Origin of the sequence: Pseudoalteromonas sp. SG44-5, assembly GCF_014164175.1 — a bacterium.
Lineage (GTDB): Bacteria > Pseudomonadota > Gammaproteobacteria > Enterobacterales > Alteromonadaceae > Pseudoalteromonas > Pseudoalteromonas nigrifaciens.
The window spans coordinates 361,004-383,762 of sequence record NZ_JACJES010000003.1 but is presented as its reverse complement, the minus strand read 5'-3'; the positions used below and the strand labels follow the sequence as shown (position 1 = coordinate 383,762).

The following is a 22,759-nucleotide window of genomic DNA, read 5'->3' as shown; positions in this document are numbered from 1 at the left end:
ACTGCAAGTTGCTTGCGGTAAAACTTTGTAATCTGAGCATGTATTTAATAAAGCCAATGCGCTATATTAATCTAAGTGCTAGGCAGTTTGATTGCTGCGTATGTTGTTTAGTAAACTATAAAAATAAAAACAAAGGTGGTTGTATGGCTCTGTTGTGGTTGGGGGTTTTATTTATAATAATTGGCACTTTGCCATTTGTACGCTGGTTAAAATGTAAAGTAAGTAAACGCCACTGGCGGGTTTGTGTGGTAGAACAAATAACTGCCGTGGCAAATAATCAAATAACAGCACCCGAAATGTTGCATCAGCCAACTATGCTAGTGAGTTTTCGTTTTGATGGGCAGGTGCACAGTGTATTAGTGGAATATCGTGAAAAAATGTTTACCCGTTTTAAACAAGGTAAAACCTGCACACTGTTAGTTGACAAAAATAACCCGCAGCAGGTTTATAATAACGCAATACTTTGGCAAAGCTACGGATTAGTATGGTTATTAGCCGGTATTAGTTTATGTGCTTTTAGTTATTTTAGTTTGATTTAGCTTGATTTAAATCCCCTCGTTATCCCTTAATAGCGTTTAAGTGCAGCGCTTTTGAGGGAGCTTACCATGCGTTTTATACTCTGTTTACTCTTCTTTTATTTCATCCTAACACTCGTTTTACAGCTACCAGATTAATTTTACAGTTGCGCAGATAATCAAAAAACTCGTCATTGGTTTAATTATTGCGCGGTGGTTTTTCACGCTGAAATGTAAGTAAGTGGGCTCATTGTTTCCTCTGTGTTTTTGTTATGTTTACTTTATGTTTGCCCTTGTTAATCAATGGTTTGTGACCCCTGTAAAATCTTATACTATCGTTGTTTGCTATATTGAATAACCTCCAGTGGTTGGATAAAATCCTTTTCAAATTGGTTATTACTGATCACAGCTCATTTACTACGAGTTATCGTAGCTGATCATTATTAGCGCCAAAACAGTTAGCTTAAAGTTAACAGCTATATGCCTTTAATTTTTACTGACACAAAGTTAACTAAAAACTCTACCTTTAAAAGTAACTAATTTCGTATTTGTAGCTAGCAACCAGCACTGCTTAGCTAAATTACGGCTGCATTTAATTAAATAGCGCTGCAAATACATTTAATGTAACCCCACAACGACTATGGTAAACATGAAATATAACAAACGAATTAAACCCTCTTTATCACTACTTTCAATATTATGCGCAGCTACAATGAGTGTTCACGCAGCAGAGCGCCCCGCTGGTTTATCGGATGAAGATATTGCATACGTTAAACAGTTAATTAATAATGAAATGCAAGCGCAGGATGACGCTAAAGCTAAGCAAGAATTGGATAATGGGTTTGAATTTAATGGGTATTTTCGCTCAGGTACAAACACCATTATAGGGAGTGGCAGTAAAAATAATGGCTCTTGTTATTCACTAAACCACCCTAAAAATGATGGGGTTTATTATCGCTTAGGTAACGAATGCAGAGACTACAGCGAGTTTCAGCTGACTAAAAAACAGCAGCTAAATGGAGTTAATTTTAAAGCCGTATTTATGATGGACTTTGCCGGGGATTCAAGAGATCCAACCGCAACGGAGGAGTGGTCTAGACGCTCAAGGCAGCTTTATGTAGAAACTGATAACTTACTCGATAATGGTACGCTATGGATTGGCCGCAGATATTATTACGATAAGGCAGTTGGTAGCGTACATATATTAGATTACAAACATATGCAAAGCTCGGGTAACGGCGTGGGTGTGTCTGACATTACGGTAAATGAAACCGATAAGCTGCATCTTGCTGCCATCACTTATGGTGGCGAGGGCGAACTTACAGGTAACAAAGCCACTGCAGATACTAACTATCAAAACTTTATGGCCGACGTACGCTATGAAATGGATGTAGGCGATGCGGGTAAAGTGGTATTTGCACTGCAAAACTTATTTGTAAATGATGCAATTGATGAAGCAGGGCTTACCGATGGCAGAACTTTTACAGTGCAATGGCAAAAGCAGTTAGGCAATGTTGATCAAAAAACAGTGATTCAATATGGTACCGGCGCCATGGCGCAAAACCCAGGCGCTGCCGGTACTGATGGCGGAAGCTTTGATTATGCGGCAGATAGCAGCTCAAGTGGCTTTCGTATTTTTAATAATGGCTTAGTTGATATTACCGAAAAATTTAAACTAGATTACATGGTAATGTACGAAAAATCATCTGATTACCACACCCTAAAAAGTGTTGGTGTGCGCCCGCATTATTCAATATCGCCGCATTGGAGTGTGCTTGGTGAAGTGGGTTATAACGCTTATCAAACTAAAACAAACGGCATTGAAAACGATGAGCAAACACTCATGAAATATGCGCTAGCATTACAAGCAACCGCCGACTCTACCGAGTATTGGTCGCGTCCATCGTTACGCTTTTATCTAAGTAACTTTGATTGGAATAAGGCTGCTGGGCAAGAGTCTGGGTTAAGTGTTGCAGGCAAAGAGGGCGACGAAAGTGCCTTAGTTGCAGGCGCTCAGGTTGAAATTTGGTTTTAATACGCAGTATTAATGCGCCATAAAAAATACAATAAAATAAGTTTCGTAGGCGCATTTAGTGCCTACGAAACGTTAATTAACCTCGCTATAAAATTAATCTAAACCATCACTTAATGGTTTTTTTTGGCAATGCTTGCTGGTGGTACGCCATAGGCTTGTTTAAATAATCGGCTAAAATGGCTAGGGCAATTAAAACCCAGCTCATAACACGCTTGGCTAACCGTGCGCCCCTGTAACAATTTACTATAGGCTTTTTTAAGCCTAAGTTGCTGCTGCCACAGTGCTGGGCTAGTACCAAACGCCAACTTAAATTGTTGATAAAACTTGCTGCGACTCATGCAGGCAATTTTACACAGCCTCTCTATATCCAATGCCTCATTTAAGTGCTCTTCTATGTATTGCAAAGCATTATTTACCGGTGTTTTAAGCTGCGGATTATTGCCATGTTTTAGTAATAAATCGCGACTTTGTTGCTGTAGCAAACGGGTAATAAGCTCGTTTAACGATAAGTCGATTAAATAACCTCGTTGCTCGTCGGGCTCACTAAATAAATGCACCATACGCGCTAAAAGTTGTTGGGTTTGGCTATTATGTTGGCTATGTACTAGCTGCGGTGTATAGGCAAATAAGTCATCGCTGGCAAAGCGTTGCTCAATATTGAGTGCATTAGCCACCTGCGTTATTTTGTCTGTGCTTATTTCAATAGCAAGGCAGGTAGTAGGCGCGTTTAAAGATGCTTGTTCAAAGTCAATTAATACCCCTTGCTCTGGTGCTAACACAAAGGATTCGTGAGGTAAAAATGCCTTATGATATTGGCAGCTCTCTACATGCATTACCTTTTTACCACTAAGCATGGCGCAAAAAAGTAATTCTTTTGAATGCAAAGCTACTTTTTGCGCATTTTGATAAGTATCGTAAATACTTAGCTCGCTATTATCGGCAGCAAAGGTCACTTTATTTTCAATTAGCACCTTTAATTGCTGACGTTGCTTATTTAATTGCGGAGTATGCATTTTAATCCCTTTTAAATCTGGACTCATAGACAACTTTTGTGGACAGCAATACATGCTTTTAAGTGTTTGATAGTCTAATGTCAATCAATGCTGATTAATTATAAAACAGCACTTGATTAAATATAAAGCAAAAAGACTTATTTAATAGCTCGACTTTTAGCTAATAACAACAAGAGAGTGTCACTATGATTTATGCAAATCCAGGCGAAAAAGATGCACTAATTACCTTTAAAGCGCAATACGAAAACTACATTGGTGGAGAATGGGTAAAGCCAGTAAACGGCCAGTACTTTGAAAATATTAGCCCTGTAAACGGCAAAGTGTTTTGCAAAGTAGCGCGCTCCGACAAAGACGACATTGAGCTTGCGCTCGACAAAGCCCATGCAGTAAAAGCGCAGTGGGGTACTACATCGGTTACCGATCGTAGTAACGTATTACTAAAAATAGCCGACCGTATTGAACAAAACTTAGAGTTACTTGCAGTTGCCGAAACGTGGGACAACGGCAAAGCAATTCGCGAAACACTTGCGGCCGATATTCCACTAGCCGCCGATCACTTTCGTTATTTTGCAGGTTGCCTGCGCTCACAAGAGGGCGGTATTAGTGAAATTGATGAAACTACCGTTGCCTATCATTTTAATGAACCGTTAGGTGTAGTTGGGCAAATAATTCCGTGGAACTTCCCAATACTAATGGCAGCGTGGAAGCTAGCCCCAGCCTTAGCTGCGGGTAACTGTGTAATACTAAAACCAGCAGAGCAAACCCCTGCCTCTATTTTAGTGCTGATGGAAGTGATTGGCGACTTACTGCCAGCGGGCGTACTCAACGTAGTTAATGGCTTTGGTAAAGAAGCAGGTGAAGCCCTGGCTACCAACACCCGTATTGCTAAAATCGCCTTTACGGGGTCTACCCCAGTGGGTTCACATATTTTAAAATGCGCCGCCGAAAACATAATTCCATCAACGGTAGAGCTAGGTGGTAAGTCACCCAATATTTTCTTTAGCGATGTAATGGACAAAGACGACGCTTTTTTATCTAAAGCAATAGAGGGCGCAATACTGGCCTACTTTAACCAAGGTGAAGTATGTACTTGCCCATCGCGACTATTTATTCAAGAAGATATTTACGAGCAATTTATTGAACGCATTTTACAGCGCACTGCACAAATTAAACGTGGTAACCCGCTAGATACCGAAACCATGGTAGGTGCGCAGGCGTCTAAAGCGCAATTCGATAAAATATTAAGCTACATCGAAATAGGTAAAAAAGAAGGCGCCGAAGTACTTACTGGTGGCAACGTAGAGCAGTTAAGTGATGATCTTAACGGCGGATATTACATTCAGCCTACGCTATTAAAAGGCACCAACGACATGCGGGTATTCCAAGAAGAGATTTTTGGCCCGGTTATTTCAATGTCGACCTTTAAAGACGAAGCCGAAGCGTTGGCACTTGCCAATAGCTCTGAATTTGGTTTAGGCGCCGGTGTATGGAGCCGCAACATGAACCAAGCGTATCGTATGGGGCGTAAAATTGAGGCAGGCCGTGTATGGACTAACTGTTACCACATGTATCCGGCTCATGCCGCGTTTGGCGGTTATAAAAAGTCAGGTATTGGTCGCGAAAACCACAAACTCGCACTGGGTCACTACCAACAAACTAAAAACCTATTAGTAAGCTACAGCGAAGATCCGCTCGGCTTCTTTTAATCAAAAAAGTTTAAACTTAAATACAACAACCATTAAGTAATAAGCGCTGCATATTTGCAGCGCTTTTTTGTATATTGGTTTAATGAATTTAAAACGACTCAACCGCGTAAACGCTCCTAGCACTAGGATAGTGCGTACCATGAAATTACATAAAAGTTGTAACCCATACCCATTGAAGGTAAGCATCAATCGTGTTTTTGCACACTTTTCATTATATGTGTTCTTTTTTCCGTGTTAAAAAAGGGTGTTTCATACAAGCTAAATTTTATAATTAATAACTGTATAAATTGGCAATAGTTGCGGCTTTGTCGGATAACATTATTAAAAGTCGTTTTGGGGCATTTTAACAAAGGCAATTTTATAACACATGTAATTACTTGTTTACATTAGAGTTGTTTGGTGGAATTATTAAGCTATGTAATATACGCCGTTTTGGGGTGTTATAAACCCCCATAGTGGTGTTCAATAAGCTGTTAGGCGCACTGCCATCATTGCGTATCACTTTAATTAAACAACAACTCCAACAAGGATAAGTACACATATGAAAAAGCTTTTTATAGCAACAGCGATTGCTGCAACAATTTTAACTAGTGGTTGTACAACAATACCAACAGCTCAAAAAGGGACTGAAGAATATAAGGAATTACTCGAGTTTAAACCTGTCGAAGATAAAGCCGTTATTTATGTTTATAGAAGGTTAGATTCAGATCATAAAGGTCAAATTACAACTATAGATATCGGAAAAGAAGAGTTGCCGACTGTAAGCAACTGTGTCGTTAGGCATATAGTTGATGGTGGTGATTTTAATATAGAACCTAACGGGAATGGCCTGTTTGCAATTGAAAAAGAACTTGATGCTTCTTTTCCAAATGGTAGCGTTAAAGCTATAGAGTTAAAGCATACCTTTCGAATAGCAATCCCTAATACTAGTGAACTTTTCTTACGGGATATTGTTGAATTAAAGGACGCAATTGAACAAGATAACTTATGTATGATAGATGGTTCAGATATTTCTTAAAAGCCAGCTTGTTTATTAATTAAGTTATGTTTCCTGATGTGCGCCTAACAAGCGCATTAACAGGGACAAATAAAGCTTGGCTTTTGTTCACTGCGTTCACTATTTTAGCCAACAATTTTTTGCCCATTATTAGGGCGTTATGTGTTTCAGGAGTGTGGTGATTTCAATGGATAATGATGACGTAAAAATGGTAGAGGCGAAGATAGAATTAGAACGTATTTCTGACCTTCAAAAGTATAAAGAAGAATTTGATAAGCTTGGTTCAAATCATTGGGGACTTAAAGATTTTCTCTCTATTATTGCGCCATTTGGCTTACTACTGATTGCAAATAGTTTCTTCACAATTGAAACTGAGTTATTTCAAATAATGTGTGTTATTTTCTTTGCTTCGTCTTTTGTACAAGGCATGGTTACGGCTGAAAGTAAAAAGACAAATCGCAGAATGGATTTGCTGCTGAAAATCATCAAACAAGATCAGAGTAAAAACACATAACAAGCAAATCAACGGTAATTTTACAGCTGGCTGTTTCGTTCCTCAACATTGTAAGCCAGCAATAAAATCCCATTATTTGGGCGTTGAGGCTATAGAATTACTCTTTTTTAAGAAAAACAGCCTGTTTTATGGGTTCCAAATGCATTACCTAATGCTCTAAAAGCGCTTAGAATTAATTGTAGGAGCTCGTTTTTAAATTAATTTTGGCTGTTGGAGTTATTCTACAGCCTAGTTAGCATTACAAGGAAGTTTATGTCTATTTGCCCTAATTGTACTAAAAACATCAAACCTTTCAGTTTGTCTTTTTCCGTATTTCCACTTTACTTTAAGTGTGCTGACTGTAATGTAAGATTGAAGTTGGTCAGTTCAAAATTATTTTGGATTACATTTTTGCTTTATTTATTATTAATCGTTGTATTACTAACTTATATCCCCTTTTTTACTGAGTACAATATCGGAGTCATCGTTGCAATAACAGGTTGGTTTGCTGTTTATTATAAAATTACACCTACTTTATTCAACAAAGACAATCTTGAACTTTACAGATAATTTAATGCTAACAACACGCCCTGAGGTGGACAGCAAGCACTAAAGCTCACTTTCCACCGCAAATTTTAACAGCGGTGATCCCTTACTTTTCAATGCGATTAAGTAAGTTGATTCATCGTAGGGTGTATTCGTTTTCCAACACCTAAATACAATCCTTATCCACTTAAATGCCAGTGATCTAATAATGCTGTTGTGCGGCTTACCCTTGGCTTTTTGTTGCTCATAATACGCTTTAGCCCAAAATGAATAACGAATAGTAAAGCCAGCCCATTCTACAAATTTTTGCTTTAAAAATTTAGAAATTATACAGACACCCTTAAAGTTTTCACCTGGCGTATTCATAGAGTATTTTATTTATACCAACCTACATCAAAAGGCTTTTAAGTAGATTGGTATTGTGTGATGTGCAATATAGTTGTTTTTACTTGTTTTTAAACGGCATGATGAGTAACCCCCAAAGCGAGGCGTTTTGCTTAGCACTTGGGTATTCAACCAAACCAATATCTATTTCTGCGTCGACTTTTTTGGCCTCACTTTTATAGCTGCCAAAAAGTTTGTCCCACCAAATTACACTAAAGCCATAGTTTGAGTTTGTTTCACTCACTACTCTACTGTGGTGAATGCGGTGCAATATTTGCGTCATTAATATAAGGCGCAGTGGCTTTTCAATGGCGTTTGGTAGGCGTATGTTTGCATGGTTAAACAAGGCGAGTCCATTTAACGCGATTTCAAATATAAGTACGGCAATGGCGGGTACGCCAAGTGCAGTAACTGCAATGAGTTTTATAACTATGCTGAGCACAATTTCGATGGGGTGAAAGCGCAGGCCGGTACTGGTATCTACATGCGCATCGGCGTGGTGTACGCGGTGCAAACGCCATAATAGTGGCACTTTATGAAACAATCTATGCTGCCAATAAATGAGTATATCGAGCAGTACAAGGCTTAGCACTATGGTTACTATGCTAGGTATGGCTAGTTGGTTAAATAAGCCAATGCTGTGCTCATGATTGTAAAGTGCTACTGCGGTTAAACCAATAGGTACGGCTAAGCGCGCAATGATAGATGAGGCAAACACTAAGCCAAAATTTGCAAACCAGCGAGTGCTGCTTTTAATGGGCGATTGCCTTGCGGGCTGTCGCCATTCAAGCAGCATCATTATGACTAAAATGCTAAAAAAGCAACCGAGTCGCCACCAAACTTCGTTAGTCATTATTATTTATAACCTCATTGGCTTCTTGCTGTTTAAGTGTGTAGTAGCCGCCATGTATACGGGTAAATATGGTAATGGCACAGGCAAAAGCAAATATGCCAGCGAGGAGGGCAAAGTGCTGCGGCCAAATACAAAAGGCTATAAATAGCGCTATTGTTTCTGTGCCTTCGGTTAAACCATTTAAGTAGTAAAAGCTTTTATATTTAAATTGTGGTTTTTCGAGTTTAAACTTTTCAGCGGCTATGGCAAAGGCTAAAAAGCTTGAACCCGTGCCAATAAATGCAGCGAGTAATATTGCGCCTGCAATGGCGTTTTGTTCGGGGTTTGCCAAAATAAAGCCAAGCGGAATGGCCGCGTAAAATAAAAAGTCGAGTGTAATATCTAAAAAGCCGCCAGCGCTTGAACTTAAATTAGCATGGCGTGCTAGTGCGCCGTCAAGCCCATCTAAAATGCGATTTAAAGCAATGGCAGCTAATGCGCCGTACCACATTTCAAAAGCAAGTAATGGCACAGCGAGCAAGCCAATTAAAAAGCCAAATACTGTTAGCTGATCGGGTGTTATGCCGCATTTATGTATTAGCATTACCACAGGCTTTAACAGTGGTTTTATTACAGGGGTGATAAATTTATCTAACATAGGGTGCCTTGTGCGCTTAAAGTACAGTATTTAAGGTGAAAAGTTTACCGTTTGCAGCGTCGTAATCGCTATGATCGTGCGTTACCATAATGGCAGGCAGTTTATGTTGGCGTATTTGGCTAAACACCAGTTCACGGGTATCAACGCGCAGTTGCGTGTCGAGCTTACTAAAAGGCTCATCGAGTAAAATAGCTTTTGGCTCACTTAATAACAGACGTAATAGGGCAACGCGTGCTTGTTGGCCGCCCGACAAGCTATCGGGATGGCGATTGGCCATTCCTTTTAAACCGACTTGCTCAAGTGCGTGTGCTATTTTGTCAATGCGTTGTTTTTTGTCCCCTTTGGGCATAGCAAAAGCAATATTACCCGCCACACTTAAGTGCGAAAACAATAAAGCGTCTTGATACAGTACGCCAATATGGCGTAAATGCGTGGGTAAATCATTTATATTTTTACCGTTAAGCCACACCTCTCCAGTGGCTTTAAAGCCACTGGGTAAAGTGCCTGTAAGCCAGTTTAATAAGCTTGATTTACCGCTGCCCGATGGGCCCATAATTGTTAGAATTTCACCGCCATTAACTTGCTCGTTTAAGCTAAGTAGTCGCTCGTTTTGGCGATAAAGCTGACAATTTTTAATCTGTAAAGATGACTGCATTAAAAAACCTTTAACTCAATACTGTTTACTGTGGGAGCTTTACACTCGTGCGCTTTTAAAAAAGTACTTAGGTAAAACCCATGCCAGTATAAATCCAATAAGCGGGAGTGTCATTTGCATAATAGCGTATACGGCACTGGTGCGCCTACTTGCGCCATTTGCCAGGGTAACGGCTTCGGTTGTTATGGTGGCTATACGCCCGCCACCGGCTAAAAGAGTTGGTAAGTATTGGCCAAAACTGATCGCTAACCCCAATGCGGCTGCAATTAAAATAGGTGCAAATAACTGCGGTAATTTCACCTTAAAAAACACTTTGCTAGGCGCTGCGCCCAAACTTGCTGCAACGCGCGCAAAGCGAGAGTCTAACCGCCTATAACTGCTCGCGAGTGACAAAAATACGTAAGGCAAAACAAACAGTAAATGTGTAAACACCACATTAAAAAACGCGGCTTGGTTATTTACCCATTGTTGTATCCATACTAGGCCAAACAAAAAGGCAATACTGGGTACTAATAGCGGTAAGTAAATAATTAAACTGGTAAAGCGAGAGATGGGTTTGTCGCTTAACTGCTCCGACTCTAAACACAATAAAGTAACCGTAATGGCAAATACCGTTGTGACTAAACCAATAGCTAGGGTATTAAAAAGCGGGTTGCTCATTTGCATTAATGCACTGTTAAAATGCAGTAGTGTAAATTGCTCGGGGAGTGCATCGGGAAAGCGCCAAAAGCCCGCAACCGACCACAAAATAAGGGCAATTAGCGAGAGTAAAATAAAACCGATCACTAAAGCAGTGAGTATTACCGTTAGCTTTTGCCAATAAAATCCGCCGTATTCGCGCACCCCGTTAGTAAGTGAATCGCTAAATAATACCTTTATCGCTTTTTCGCCGCCAAGCCAAAGCGCAAGTAGCCCACCCGTGAGTGCCAGTTGTAGCAAAGCACCGGCTGAGGCTTTAATACGTAAGTTTAAATCAACATCGTTAAACCAATGCATAATAGCTACCGCTAATGTTGGCGGTGTATTTGGGCCTAAAATAAGTGGCATTTCTACACTGGCGCTGGCATAAGCGAGCACAGCTAAAATAGGTAAACGCAGCAGTGGGTAAAGGCTAGGGAGTATTACTTTAAAAAAGGCGGTCATGGGGCAGTAACCCAAATTAAGCGCAACTTTATGTTGCTGGCGTAATTTTTTGCCAAGCTCAGGCTGCGCCAGTACGCCCAGTGCCATTAATAACAAAAATGGCAGTTCTTTAAGCGTTAACCCTAAAATTATACTAATGCCGAACGAGTCATGCGGAAATAGGCCGTTTGGTGCAAGTTCCCACCCGCTTAACCAAGGCGATATAATTCGTGAAACCATGCCTGAAGGGGCAATTAAAAAACCTACCGCAATAGCCGCTGCAGCGTGAGGTATAACTAAAATAGGGCTCAGTAAACGCTGAATGCGGTTAAGCCAAGGGCTGTTAAAAAAAGCGGCTAAAATCATCAAAGTAATAATAAAAGCAAGTAAGGTACTTATTAAACCTGTGCCAATACTTAGCATAGCCATATTTATTAGGCCGGGTGTTTGCCAAAGCATGGTAAAGCCTTGCAAGCCAAATGTAGTTTGATCAAGTGCAGGGGCATAACCAAAGGCGGGTAGTAACACACTAATTAAGCCGCCAAGTACGGGTAAAATAAGTAAAACGAGTAAAAAGCGTGGGCTTAATTTTACTATTTTACTAAACATATCATGGCTTTTACGGGCGTGAGGCCCATGGCTTGTCGCCACTTTATTGCTAACAACACTCATTGGCTTACCCCATAGCGAGTTTGCCAGCCTTGCATTATGGCATTTACCCAGCTTGGGTGTGGCTCGCTCAATGTGCGCTTAATACTGTTAAAAGGCAGTGCGCTTGGGTGCGGTTTAGCTGTTTTAAACAAGGCTTGTTGCTCAGGCGTTAGCCTTGATTGAATAAGTACGCTTTTATCGCCCCATATATGCGCTTTTTGCTTTTGAGCTTGCGCCTCTGGGCTTAATAAAAAGTTAGCGACTAATTGCGCACTTTGCGGGTGGCTTGCATTGTAAGGAATAGCCACAAAGTGAGTATTACTTAAACTGCCATCAGCCATTGCATAGCTGCGAATGCTTTTTGGTAAATCGTAGCGTTTAACGGCTGCGGGCACTTCGGGTGCTGAAAAGGTAAAGGCAATACTTAGCTCGGTATCGTCTACTAAACGGCGCATTTGCGCGCCACTTTGCATAAAGTGAGTGCCACCACGCCAAAGCGTAGGGTGTAGCTTATTTAAAAAGTTCCACAATGGGGTTAATACTTGTGCTGTGTTGTTAGCGGTAGCCGCTTGGTTTAACTGCGCTTTAATATTTTCGCTGCTTTGCTGATGCAGTATTACTAAGGCGTATTTTAAAAAGCTCATCCCTAAAAAATCAGGCGGCTTTGGGTAGCTAAAGCGCCCCGGGTTTTGTGTGCTCCAGTTTAATAATTCGTTTAATGTAGTAGGGAGTTTATTGTTTGCCTGTTCATTTATTGCAAGGCTGTCGTAATAAAAGGTGAGCGATGCTTGCCCCCACGGTGCTTCCATACCGTTTGTGGGTATGCCAAAGTCAAAATTAACTGCAGGGTTATTAGCGGGATCTGTGTATGCAAAGTGTGGCAGTTTATTTGCCCACTGTTTTAACAACAATGCGTGCTCGCTCATGGTGGCAAAGTTAGCGCCGTTTATCCATACCAGATCAACACTGCCTTGGTCATTATTATGTGCTGATTTTTCGGCCAACACACGGCTTACTGCTTCGCTGGTGTCGCTGAGCTTTACATGGACTAAGTTAATATTATATTGAGTTTTAACTTGCTGGGCAGCCCATTGAATATAGGCATTTATTTGCGCGTCGCCGCCCCAGGCATAAAAGTACACGCTTTGGTTATTACCAAGCGTTTCAATATTTTCCCAGCGAGTGAGTAGTTCTTTACTCATATTATGAGCGCTGTTATTAGCAAAAGTACTTAAGCTTGTTATTAAGCAAACGCAAAACGCGACACAGTAAACACTGTATCGCGTAGCTGTTTGCCAAAACTTACTGGCGTGCATTTAAATCCCAGCTGTAGTCTAAAAATTTTACTTTCATGTCATTATTTCTAAGCGCTTTTTGCTGAGCGGGTACTAGTTTAAGTGCATCGCTATATTGCAAAAAAAACTGCTGTAAGGTATTTTCTCCGTTAAAGCCTTGTTCAAAGTCATCGCCGTACCACTTAAATATAGAGGAGATATTTAGCGTATTTTCTTGAGCCATATTACGTGTTGTATCAGATAAAAAACGCACCGTTTGCTGTTGCAATTGGCTCTCTAGTTCAGTAGCTGTGAATGCCTCCTCGCGCAGCGCAGGGCAACCAATACTTGCACAATTTACAGCAAAATGAATACGTGGGTCGTTATATTTACCGCTGCCACGAATTAAACCGTGCTCTATGTCATCAAGGCTGCGAGTTTTACCAAGTAGTGGCACAAACTCTTTGCTCCATGGTGAGCTAAAAAAGCTGCCTAAGTCTTTTATTGATTTAAGGTTTGGGTACTTAGTCAATATAAGTTCAACAGTCCACGCATTATACGCATTAATTAAAAAAGCGAGTTGCTTAGGCTTTTCCCACGCGTCAAACTCGTTTTGTGTTACAGCACTTAACGAATCTAAATACGTTTTTAGCTGTGCATGCTCACGTTTTATGGCTGCGTAATCAACCTCTGTGCTGTGATTATGGTTAATTGCTACAACATGCTTATTTAGCAATGCATTCCAGCTATCGTGCAGGTTATTAGTCGTGCTTTGCGCTTGGCTTGCAAGCGACGTTGCAAGTAACGCTGCACTTAATAATAAAGGCTTTAATGTTGTGTTAAACATATTAGCCTCGACGCCACGTATGATATTTTTCGAGCATGTTAAGTACTTTTTCAGGCGCATGCGCGCGTTTCCACTCACCTGCAGCGTATTTGTTGCCTTCAGCCCAAGTAGGATAACTGTGTATAGTACCCAGTATTTTATTAAGGCCTAAACCGTGTTTCATGGCCAGTACAAATTCAGCAATTAAATCACCCGCGTGTTCAGAGACCACAGTTACACCGAGTATTTTGTCTTTGCCTTTAGGGGTAATGACTTTTATAAAGCCTTTTGTGGCGCTGTCGGTAATTGCGCGGTCTAGCTCTTCAAACTCAAAACGAGTGATTTCAAAATCGATACCTTTATCAATTGCATCTTGCTCGTTTAAGCCCACACGTGCCACTTCTGGGTCAATAAAGGTGGTCCATGGAATAACGCGGTAATCTACTTTAAACTTTTTAAGGTTACCAAATAAGCCGTTTACTGCTGCGTACCAACCCTGATGAGCCGCGACGTGCGTAAATTGATACGGGCCAACAATATCGCCTGCGGCAAAAATATTAGGGTATAGCGTTTCTAGGTATTCGTTAGTGACTATTGTACGGTTTGTTTCTATGCCTAGCGCTTCAAGGCCGTAACCTTTAAGGCGTGCACTGCGGCCAACAGCGCATAGCAGTTCGTCGTATTCAATAGCAATTTCTTCATTATTGCCTTCGTTAAGGCGTTTAACAATAATGAACTTTTTACCATCGCGCGCTTCACAGCGTAATGCCTGATGCGAGGTTAAAATGTTTACGCCGCTTTCGCTCAACGCTTCATGAGCAAAGGTAGACACTTCAACGTCTTCTTTGATCATGATGCGCTCCGCCATTTCAATTTGCGTAACGCTTGAACCTAAACGGGCAAAGCTTTGTGCTAATTCGCTACCAATTGGGCCACCACCAAGTACTACAAGCTTTTTAGGTGCCTCATCTAGCGCTGCAAATTTATCCCATAAAGTATCGCTTGTTACATAACCGGTTTCTTCTATACCGGGCAGTGGCGGTACAAATGGGCGTGCGCCAGTGGCAATAACAATAGTACGCGCAGTTAATGTTTGCGTGCCGCCATCGTTAAGTTTAATTTCTACCGTCCACGGGTCGATTAATTTGCCGTAGCCTTTTACTACGTCTACGCCTAAATTAGTGTAGCGCTCTATGCTGTCGTGCGGTGCTATATCGGCAATAACTTTATGAACACGCGCCATTACTTTTTTAAACGAAAACTGCGGTGTCATGTTTTCTAGGCCGTAGTGTTCACCGTGGCGAATTTGCTCTGCAATTTTAGCGCTTTTAATTATCGCTTTACTTGGAACGCAACCGTAGTTTAAACAGTCGCCGCCCATTTCGCCCGCTTCAATAAGGGTTACTTTTGCTTTAACAGCAGCGGCAATATAGCTTGTTACCAAACCACCAGCACCCGCGCCAATAACAATCATGTTACGGTCGAAGCTTTTAGGTTTAGTGTAGTTTTTGTATACACGACGTTTTTTAAACACGTTTAAGATTCCTTTAGCAATAAATGGGAATACGCCCAATAAAGCGAATGATAAAATTAAGTCCAACGATAAAATGCCCGATAAGCTCTCTATTTGAGCAAGTTGCGTACCCGCATTAACAAATACAAATGTACCGGCTAGCATACCCACTTGGCTTACCCAGTAAAAAGTCCATGACTTGATGGCTGTTACGCCCATTAACAAGTTGATTAAAAAGAACGGAAACACCGGCACTAAACGCAACGTAAATAAGTAAAAGCCGCCTTCTTTTTCAACGCCTGCATCAATGGCTGCTAAACGCTCAGGAAAGCGCTTTTTAATGGTGTCGCGCAATAAGTAACGTGATACTAAAAAGGCCAATGTAGCACCTATGGTTGATGCAAACGATGCAACCAATAAGCCTTCAACTAAGCCAAATAAAGCACCCGCTGCCAGTGTTAAAATAGCCGCGCCCGGTAAAGACAATGCAGTAACCACCACATACAATAAAAAGAATCCGCCAATTATTAATAGCGGAGATTGCGCTTTATATTGGCTAAACTGATCCATCGACCCTTTTAAGCCCTCAAGCGTAAGTAGTTGGTGCAAATCAAAATGAAAGAACAGGCCGATGGCGACCGCTGCAATCAATAACAAAAGTATTTTTTTAATCATGTTCTCTCTCTTTCAAACTTGTCTTTAAAAATTATGCGTAAGCGTCAGCTTGGCGTTTATTGGTAATTCAGGAAAAGCCAAGGTTGCACCAAAATAACCGCCTTCAAATACAGGGCGCCAATTTTTTTGATTGGTAACGTTGTTTACATCTAAGCGTAACTTGGTGCTAGGCGTAAAAGCATAGCTAGTATTTACGTTTAATGTGTACTGATCGCGAATATGTACGGTTGCCAAAAAGTCTAATGGGTAACTCTTTGTATATAGACCTGAAAAACCCGTTTGCCATTTCGAATTAATTGAATAATTTCCGTTAAAGCTAAAAGATTGCTCTGGAATGCCTTGAACTTGGCTACTTGAAGGCGCAAATGCGGTAAAACTAGGAGCGCCCACACTGGTGCCTGCAATAATATCAGGGCGTGAGTTGTCAAATGCATCGGCTACTTGGGCAGAATCTTGACTACTTGCAGAATTATCGTAGCGGGCGTCAATGTAGCTATAACCTGCGCTTAACCAGTACGGGTAGGCATCGTAAAATACTTGGCTTTCAAAACCTGTGGTGCGAATACCAGTATTACTGCCATCGCGGTTACGTAAACTACGGCGTTGGCTAAATATTGCGCCATCGGCGTACCAATCGCTATTGGTTGGTGCATATTTTAAACCAAATTCAACTAGGGTATTTTCGGTGGCAAAATTTTGCGCACTAATGGTATTGTCGCCGCCAAGTGTAGTGCCGCCAGCCATGCTATTTGATGTGGCTTCGTTGTAACTTGCTGCGCCATAAGTGGTGTAATCATCGTTTAGTCGGTAATTAAAACTTACTTGCCCTGAATGCAAAGTGTCGTTAATGCTGTCGCTGGCGGCAATTTGCCCTACAGGTGCTATTGGGTCGTTTGCTTCTACGTCATAAAAATCAACGCGGTAGCCAACACTGGTATGAAACTTATCTGTCCAATCTGAATCTTGCTGAATAGCCACCCCTGTTTGCCATGAGCGTGAGTCGGTGGTGTCTGATAAGTTAAAGTCGCCACTGCCGTCGTTATTAATATCGTACTGACCACCCGGCGATACAAATACACCTGGGCGAAGTTCAACAAAGCGTGCTTGTTGTGCATCAGTTAAAGGAATGCGTCTATTTGAAAGTGGGCCAGTTAAATCTATGGGTAAGTCGGCTTCGGTGGTAAATTGGCTGTAACCTAATACGCGGTTATAACGTACATCAAAGGCAAAAATAGTTTGCTGGTTACTATTCCAAAGGTAGGTAAGCTCGGTACGGTTTTGCGCGGTATCGGCACCCTCTATAATTTCAACAAAGCTGTTTTGTGCAATTTCATCACGTTGTAAATGCTGAAAGTAGGAAATGTTTTTAATTGACGCGTTACTAGAAAGCTCACGTTTATAAATACTGTGGAGCAAGTAGGTGGTGGCTTCGTTTTGATTATCAGGATCGGTCAGTACGGTGCTGCGATCTATTTTAACTTGCCCCGTTGGTGAAATAATCGAACCCGCTAAAGGTACAGTGCTACCATTTGCTTGCACACCTTGGCCGGTAATATACAGTCCGTCATCTATTAACGCCTGAGTAGGGCGGTTAATACCGGCGTTATCGGTAAATTCAACTTGGTATAATTCAAAATTAAGATCCCAGCTGCTTTTATCATCAGGAAATACACGCAGGGCTGCAAATAAGCTGTCGCTTTTTGTGCCAGAGTAGTCGTAATAACTGCCGTTATCAATATGCTCTGCACTAACTCTAAAACCTACTTTGTCTTTTACTATGGGGGCGCTGTAGTCAACCAGTACTCGATATTGATCCCATCGTCCAGCCGATAAGCTTGCTTTGCCTTTGCTTTCATCTGTAGCGGCTTTTTTAGAGTGTAAGTTTACAAACCCGCCATTGCGTTGGCTTGAGCCAAATAATACCGGTGGCGCACCTTTTACTACATCTATTTGTTCTATAGCGTTGAACGATAACGGTACACCAAAGCCATTGTTGCCCGCTTGACGACGTGTACCATCTTGAAAAAGCTCACCTAATTGGCCGCGTATAGTGGGTAAACTTGGCGCGCCAAAACCACTTGCTGAATAGGTATTAGGGCTTACTGCAAGCACATCTTGTAACGTGGTAATGTTAAGCTGCTCTATTAGCTCGCTCGAAATAGGCGTTACCGAACGTGCTATGTCTTTTAGTGCTAAGTTGTCGCCAAATGGGCCATCTATGCTGGCATCTTTAACTGAAAGGCCTTGAGATTTAATAACTTGGCCAGCTACTTCAATGTGCTCTATGGTGTTATTGGTTGTTACTGTTGAGCTTTGGGCAGCTTGCGCCAGCAGTGGGGTATTTAATACGCTTGCTAACGATAGGGCTAAGTATTGGTATTTCAAGGGCTTTCTCTTTCTTGTTAATAGTTGATGATGATAAAGACCGAAAGGTGTAAAAATAACTTTCAGTAAAGTTTCGATTCTTTTTATTTTTTAGGGCATAACAAAACAGCTGCGTTTAAAGCGTGCTAATAAAATATTGCCGTTTCATTTGTAAAAAAATAGCAATAGAGTGACGATATTACACAGATTGTAAATAATTGCTTTTAAACATATTTTTAAATTGTAGTCTACTTGCCAGCAGTTAACCTATTATATTTATTAGCTTTTATGTACAGCGTTTAAATACTTAAAATAAGCCGTGCTTTAACTGTTAATAAGCTAAGTAGGTAAGGGTAATTAAAAATAATTATGCTTTTTTGAAATAAAAACCAAGTTATACGGTCTTGGTAATTTAATAGTTTATTAATATTTTTATTAAAGGAAGTTTTATGACAAATCCAATCAGTGCCGATCTACAAAACCGTTTGCAGTGGTCTTTACTCTCTCTGCGTGTGGGTGTTTTTATTGTAATGATAATGTGGACGCTGGATAAATTTGTGAACCCGGCACATAGCGCCGGTATTTTTGAAAAGTTTTATGGCATTAGTGGGTCAACAGATATAGTGGCGTATGTGTTAGGTGCGCTGCAATTAGTTTTAGTATTAGCATTTTTGGCGGGTATTAAAAAGCGACTTACTTACGGAATCATTTTTGTAATGCATGGCTTGTCTACACTTTCATCGTACAACCAGTACATAGATGGCTTTAACAACTTATTATTCTTTACTGCATGGCCAATGTGGGCTGCGTGTTTTGCGTTGTATTTATTGCGCGACCAAGACGTAAAATTTACTATAAAGTAATACATAAAAAATTGGTTATAAGCCGCTTGGCTTATAACCAAATAGTACACAAGGGAGTGTATCAAAGTTAAAGTTATAGCGTATAAAGTAGTTACTGCATGCAGTTAGTGCATTGCATCGTTGTAGTGCTCAGCTAAGCTTTCTTTTTGCCCTTCGGTTAGTGCTTTGCCGGCTAGTTGAAATACTTCATGCTCTTCTTCATCTAAGTGATGATGCACTAAATGATGGAGTTTTTTAGCAGCAACCAACCACGCTGGTGAACTCCTATCGGTTTCTTCAAGTTGTTCAATTAATTCATCAATATCATGATGTTCTGCCACACTATGGCGGGCTTTTTCATGGGTTAGATCTTCAAACATCAGTGGGTTATAAAAATAACGCTCTTCAAATTTTGCGTGTTGTTTTAGCTGTGTTTTTAGTTCAAGCATTAATTTTTGACGCTCATCTGTATCACCATGAGTTTGAATAAGCGCATCTACTAACTTACGTTGTATGTCATGATCGGCGCGTAGTGCTTCAAAAATATTCATTTTATTTCCTACTTTACTCATTGTTTAAATAATATGAAGCAAATACAAGGCCATTTTTAATACACTGTAATACAAGGGGTTTTGTTTTTATTACAAAGAGATTATTTGAGAGGTGTGTAAAAATTACTATGCACTGTATAAAGCTAACAACAAAAAGGACTAATATTATTAAAATAGTGTATTTATGTTTGAGGTTGAATCTACAGGACTGCATTTTTTAGGCAAAAAAATAGCCTATGTAATGTGGGTATTCCCCATAGATCGCGATATCAACACATAAATGTCAAAACTGAGCCTAAAATTATTGTTATTTTAACTAAACTTAATGTTGTTCTAGCTTTCACATCGGCAGAGTGAAAGCTAGCAACAGCAGTGAATCATAGAATTTTGAACGCTTTCTATTTAGCTCTTATTTTCTGTAAAAATTTCGTTGTAAAGCATCAATAAATGAGCAGCACTCCAACTGAAATTACTTGCACCTTGTACAGCGCCTGTTTCAGGGTTGTAATTTTCTCTTATGGCACTGTTTTCACTTAAACCTTGCGCATTGGTCAACAGTTTTGCTGCTAAAGCGTTGGCTTCTACCGTATAGCCATAATTGTTTAAGGCGATTAAACCAAAATAGACTTGGTCAAGCCAGACTCTACCACGCCAATAAATATCTTGATCATAAGCTGGATTAGATAACGCCGCCGTACCTAAAGGCACTTTAGTGTTGAATTCACTTTCCTGCAGCATCACCTCTTTAACTCGCGCCGCTTTATCTTTATCTGCGATATTGGCCCATAATGGGCTCCAACCTTCTGGGCCTCTGCCGCGTTCGGTCAGTAGTTTACCAGTACAGCTTTTTTGTGAGCTTGCAGTCGGGTCTATAATAGCTCGATCATAATAAAAGCCTGTTTTATCATCGTAAAAACATTGGTTAATTCTTGCCGCTAATACTTTTGCTGTTTGTCTATATTTCTTGGCAAGAGCAGGTTTCTGTAGTAATTCAGCCATATTAGCTAACAGGTTTTTTTCATGAGCTAAATAGGTGTTTAACTCCACCGACTCTTGATTGATAGAAAACCCTATTAGCTCGCCAGCAGTATTTCTATTTTCGAAAAACATCACCTGCCAGTCTTTGCGGGCTTGCTCAATGTTACCTTGGTAATGTTGCTTAGCATAATGACTGAGCTGTGTTGGAGTGATAAAGCCAAAGCGCGCAGCATTATCCATACCTGATTCCCATGCAGCGCCATGCTGAGCGCCAATATCAATATCATCATAATCACCACGGCTCAGCACTTGTTGATATAATGCCATTCCATTGCAGTGATACCAGTGATCATTTTTAACGCTGCAACTGCTTAAACCAGCCGTTTGGGATTTCTTATCATCCAGATATTGTACTTTAAAGCTGATATTGCCATTTTCATCATTATGAAATCTATGTTTAGTAGCACCGTACTCTACTAAACCATTTTGATTATGATCACGGTTTCTGTACCACCATCGATGATATTGCTCAAGTCTTGGGAACATTTCGGCGATAAAGTTAATGTCTTGAGTTTTTAAATACACTTGCCAAATAGCCCAACTCGCCAATGGTGGTTTGCTATTGCGCTCATTCCAATTACCACCATCTCCACCACGAGGTTGATCTTTATTATAGAAGACTGCGTCTGTGATCATGCCTTCATCTTCAGGTCTTAGTGAGTCATTCGCTTGAATTTGATAATCAAACATCGCTCGAATATTGTTTTTCGCTAAGTTGGGGCTAAAGCTGGCCATGGCATAGGCATGCTTCCACGTATCCCAAGCCCAAGTGCCGTTAAACCATCTTGCGGTTACTGATGGGGTGACACTGTCATGTAATAAATTACCCGCAGCGCTACGCCAATTACCGATTAAGGTTTCTATTGATTTAATGGCCACTACTTTTTGTTTGTCAGTTTTGTCTTTAAGGTTAACGCCATTATCTAAATAGGCTTGCCACCTGTTTGTCGATGCTAGAAGGTACTTATAAGGCTCAGTCAGTGCATTAGTAATAAGAGCCTGCTCATTGTGGGCTTCATTTTTATTGTGGAAATAACTTTGCGTGGTAAATAGTTCGATGTCGCTATCTGGAGCAACTTTTATGTTGGCAGTACTAATATAATTTTGTTGCTTTGGTTCTATCTGTGTCGAACTAGCTAGGCTACGGCTAATTTGATATTGAGAACTGTCACTGGTAAGTATGTCCCATGTTGCTCTTATTTCATCAAAATCAATATTTAGCCCATACTCATGGCTTGTAATTTTACTTGACCAACCAGGTAAAGCCGCTTTAACCGTTTGACTATCATCCCATTGCGAAAGCAAAGTGCCTTGCCAGCTAAGTTGTAGTGATTGTTCTTGGCTCGTTTTGTTAGTAATTTTTGTGCTGATTAGCGCCGTCCTATTACTAATAAAGTGTAACGAGAGGGCAAGATCAAGCTGTGGTAACTGATACTGTTGAATGAGTGCACCTGGCTGCGAATAGATTGCTAACTGCGCTGTTGATAAATTAATGTTTTTTTGTGTTTTATTATCGATAATGCTCAGCTTTTCCAGCTGTTTAGCAATAAATAAACTGTACTCTTGCGCGATGATCATTGGGCCAGTAAATGCGCCGTAACTGCTTTTATCATTAGGTAGCAAGAAACCATGCCAAGCACCAAAATCTAAAAAAGGATTAAATTTTTGATTTTGGTAACTATCGTAATTTTTATATTGCTGAGGTGTTCCGGTCCGATCAATAACATTTCGGGCAAGAGGGTGCTCAGCAGTAATTTTTGTCATCGTTTCAGTTTTTGCAATTACAGTGCTGGAAAAAAGCACTGATAAGCAAAAACCTACTTTAAAGATATTAAAACTTTTTATCATGATATTACTTACCTCATAGCGAGTTAGTATCACTTTACAGTGATCTTAAATAGACAATAATTCCTTTAATTTCAAATTATGCCAAAGACTAAACTATTATGCGATAATTAATATAGTATTATTTGTATTATAAATGTTGCAATTGATGTGTTTGTGATTATATTCTGTAATCGCTAGGTTAAAGTGCAGCCTTGCAAAACAGAAAAATATAAATAAGTCAA

General features: G+C 40.4%; 17 protein-coding genes. 6 read left to right on the top strand and 11 right to left on the bottom strand.

Annotated elements, in window-relative coordinates; genetic code table 11:
• Nucleotides 1–143 precede the first annotated feature (143 nt).
• Both H5079_RS06270 and H5079_RS06265 read left to right on the top strand, forming a co-directional pair.
• On the top strand, nt 144–539 hold the full coding sequence (locus tag H5079_RS06270) for a hypothetical protein (protein WP_033012968.1): 396 nt from the start codon (nt 144–146) through the stop codon (nt 537–539).
• Nucleotides 540–1,227: 688 nt separating this feature from the next.
• On the top strand, nt 1,228–2,550 hold the full coding sequence (locus tag H5079_RS06265; RefSeq protein WP_182683720.1) for a carbohydrate porin: 1,323 nt from the start codon (nt 1,228–1,230) through the stop codon (nt 2,548–2,550).
• Nucleotides 2,551–2,660: 110 nt separating this feature from the next.
• Here H5079_RS06265 and H5079_RS06260 read toward each other — a convergent pair whose 3' ends face one another.
• Nucleotides 2,661–3,563, bottom strand: a complete 903-nt coding sequence (locus tag H5079_RS06260) for an AraC family transcriptional regulator (protein WP_182683772.1) — start codon at nt 3,561–3,563, stop codon at nt 2,661–2,663.
• A gap of 185 nt (nt 3,564–3,748) precedes the next feature.
• On the opposite strand from H5079_RS06260, the gene H5079_RS06255 reads away from it, so the two are divergent.
• The 3 genes from H5079_RS06255 to H5079_RS06245 all read left to right on the top strand — a co-directional run bounded on the left by H5079_RS06255 (nt 3,749) and on the right by H5079_RS06245 (nt 6,780).
• On the top strand, nt 3,749–5,269 hold the full coding sequence (locus H5079_RS06255) for an aldehyde dehydrogenase family protein (RefSeq protein ID WP_011329851.1): 1,521 nt from the start codon (nt 3,749–3,751) through the stop codon (nt 5,267–5,269).
• A 541-nt stretch (nt 5,270–5,810) separates the two neighbouring features.
• Complete coding sequence (locus H5079_RS06250; RefSeq protein ID WP_182683719.1) at nt 5,811–6,287, top strand: hypothetical protein; 477 nt, start codon at nt 5,811–5,813, stop codon at nt 6,285–6,287.
• Nucleotides 6,288–6,453: 166 nt separating this feature from the next.
• Nucleotides 6,454–6,780, top strand: coding sequence for a hypothetical protein (locus H5079_RS06245; RefSeq protein ID WP_182679044.1), 327 nt, complete (start codon nt 6,454–6,456; stop codon nt 6,778–6,780).
• Between the two features lie 970 nt (nt 6,781–7,750).
• Here H5079_RS06245 and H5079_RS06240 read toward each other — a convergent pair.
• From H5079_RS06240 to H5079_RS06205, 8 genes are read right to left on the bottom strand one after another with little or no spacing between them, the layout of a single operon-like run.
• Nucleotides 7,751–8,542, bottom strand: coding sequence for a sterol desaturase family protein (locus H5079_RS06240; protein WP_182683718.1), 792 nt, complete (start codon nt 8,540–8,542; stop codon nt 7,751–7,753).
• Complete coding sequence (locus tag H5079_RS06235) at nt 8,535–9,179, bottom strand: CDP-alcohol phosphatidyltransferase family protein (protein ID WP_182683717.1); 645 nt, start codon at nt 9,177–9,179, stop codon at nt 8,535–8,537. Before H5079_RS06235 ends, H5079_RS06240 begins: the two co-directional genes overlap by 8 nt.
• A 16-nt stretch (nt 9,180–9,195) precedes the next feature.
• Complete coding sequence (locus H5079_RS06230; RefSeq protein WP_182683716.1) at nt 9,196–9,834, bottom strand: ATP-binding cassette domain-containing protein; 639 nt, start codon at nt 9,832–9,834, stop codon at nt 9,196–9,198.
• A 39-nt stretch (nt 9,835–9,873) separates the two neighbouring features.
• Nucleotides 9,874–11,628: an ABC transporter permease gene (locus H5079_RS06225; protein WP_182683715.1), complete on the bottom strand. Its 1,755-nt coding sequence runs from the start codon at nt 11,626–11,628 to the stop codon at nt 9,874–9,876.
• Entirely contained in the window at nt 11,625–12,923 is a 1,299-nt protein-coding gene (locus H5079_RS06220; RefSeq protein WP_182683714.1) for an ABC transporter substrate-binding protein, read from the bottom strand. Before H5079_RS06220 ends, H5079_RS06225 begins: the two co-directional genes overlap by 4 nt.
• Nucleotides 12,910–13,728 (bottom strand): DUF547 domain-containing protein, encoded by an 819-nt coding sequence (locus tag H5079_RS06215; RefSeq protein ID WP_182683713.1) that lies wholly within the window; start codon nt 13,726–13,728, stop codon nt 12,910–12,912. Before H5079_RS06215 ends, H5079_RS06220 begins: the two co-directional genes overlap by 14 nt.
• Nucleotide 13,729: 1 nt before the next feature.
• Nucleotides 13,730–15,895 carry an FAD-dependent oxidoreductase gene (locus H5079_RS06210; RefSeq protein ID WP_011329863.1) on the bottom strand — a complete coding sequence of 722 codons (2,166 nt, stop codon included), beginning with the start codon at nt 15,893–15,895 and terminating at the stop codon, nt 13,730–13,732.
• A gap of 24 nt (nt 15,896–15,919) precedes the next feature.
• Nucleotides 15,920–18,280 carry a TonB-dependent siderophore receptor gene (locus H5079_RS06205; RefSeq protein ID WP_182683712.1) on the bottom strand — a complete coding sequence of 787 codons (2,361 nt, stop codon included), beginning with the start codon at nt 18,278–18,280 and terminating at the stop codon, nt 15,920–15,922.
• 428 nt (nt 18,281–18,708) lie between these two features.
• On the opposite strand from H5079_RS06205, the gene H5079_RS06200 reads away from it, so the two are divergent.
• On the top strand, nt 18,709–19,122 hold the full coding sequence (locus H5079_RS06200; protein WP_011329865.1) for a hypothetical protein: 414 nt from the start codon (nt 18,709–18,711) through the stop codon (nt 19,120–19,122).
• Between the two features lie 104 nt (nt 19,123–19,226).
• Here H5079_RS06200 and H5079_RS06195 read toward each other — a convergent pair whose 3' ends face one another.
• Nucleotides 19,227–19,652: a hemerythrin domain-containing protein gene (locus H5079_RS06195; protein ID WP_011329866.1), complete on the bottom strand. Its 426-nt coding sequence runs from the start codon at nt 19,650–19,652 to the stop codon at nt 19,227–19,229.
• Nucleotides 19,653–20,054: 402 nt separating this feature from the next.
• The gene (gene ygjK / locus H5079_RS06190; RefSeq protein ID WP_182683711.1) at nt 20,055–22,538 is read right to left on the bottom strand and encodes an alpha-glucosidase; all 2,484 of its coding nucleotides are present in this window, start codon (nt 22,536–22,538) and stop codon (nt 20,055–20,057) included.
• Nucleotides 22,539–22,759: the final 221 nt, after the last annotated feature.

Coding starts and splice junctions, on each gene's coding strand:
- H5079_RS06270 (WP_033012968.1), top strand. CDS start 144: ATGGCTCTGTTGTGGTTGGGGGTTTTATTTATAATAATTGGCACTTTG.
- H5079_RS06265 (WP_182683720.1), top strand. CDS start 1,228: ATGAGTGTTCACGCAGCAGAGCGCCCCGCTGGTTTATCGGATGAAGAT.
- H5079_RS06260 (WP_182683772.1), bottom strand. CDS start 3,563: ATGCATACTCCGCAATTAAATAAGCAACGTCAGCAATTAAAGGTGCTA.
- H5079_RS06255 (WP_011329851.1), top strand. CDS start 3,749: ATGATTTATGCAAATCCAGGCGAAAAAGATGCACTAATTACCTTTAAA.
- H5079_RS06250 (WP_182683719.1), top strand. CDS start 5,811: ATGAAAAAGCTTTTTATAGCAACAGCGATTGCTGCAACAATTTTAACT.
- H5079_RS06245 (WP_182679044.1), top strand. CDS start 6,454: ATGGATAATGATGACGTAAAAATGGTAGAGGCGAAGATAGAATTAGAA.
- H5079_RS06240 (WP_182683718.1), bottom strand. CDS start 8,542: ATGACTAACGAAGTTTGGTGGCGACTCGGTTGCTTTTTTAGCATTTTA.
- H5079_RS06235 (WP_182683717.1), bottom strand. CDS start 9,179: ATGTTAGATAAATTTATCACCCCTGTAATAAAACCACTGTTAAAGCCT.
- H5079_RS06230 (WP_182683716.1), bottom strand. CDS start 9,834: ATGCAGTCATCTTTACAGATTAAAAATTGTCAGCTTTATCGCCAAAAC.
- H5079_RS06225 (WP_182683715.1), bottom strand. CDS start 11,628: ATGAGTGTTGTTAGCAATAAAGTGGCGACAAGCCATGGGCCTCACGCC.
- H5079_RS06220 (WP_182683714.1), bottom strand. CDS start 12,923: ATGCACGCCAGTAAGTTTTGGCAAACAGCTACGCGATACAGTGTTTAC.
- H5079_RS06215 (WP_182683713.1), bottom strand. CDS start 13,728: ATGTTTAACACAACATTAAAGCCTTTATTATTAAGTGCAGCGTTACTT.
- H5079_RS06210 (WP_011329863.1), bottom strand. CDS start 15,895: ATGATTAAAAAAATACTTTTGTTATTGATTGCAGCGGTCGCCATCGGC.
- H5079_RS06200 (WP_011329865.1), top strand. CDS start 18,709: ATGACAAATCCAATCAGTGCCGATCTACAAAACCGTTTGCAGTGGTCT.
- H5079_RS06195 (WP_011329866.1), bottom strand. CDS start 19,652: ATGAATATTTTTGAAGCACTACGCGCCGATCATGACATACAACGTAAG.
- ygjK (WP_182683711.1), bottom strand. CDS start 22,538: ATGATAAAAAGTTTTAATATCTTTAAAGTAGGTTTTTGCTTATCAGTG.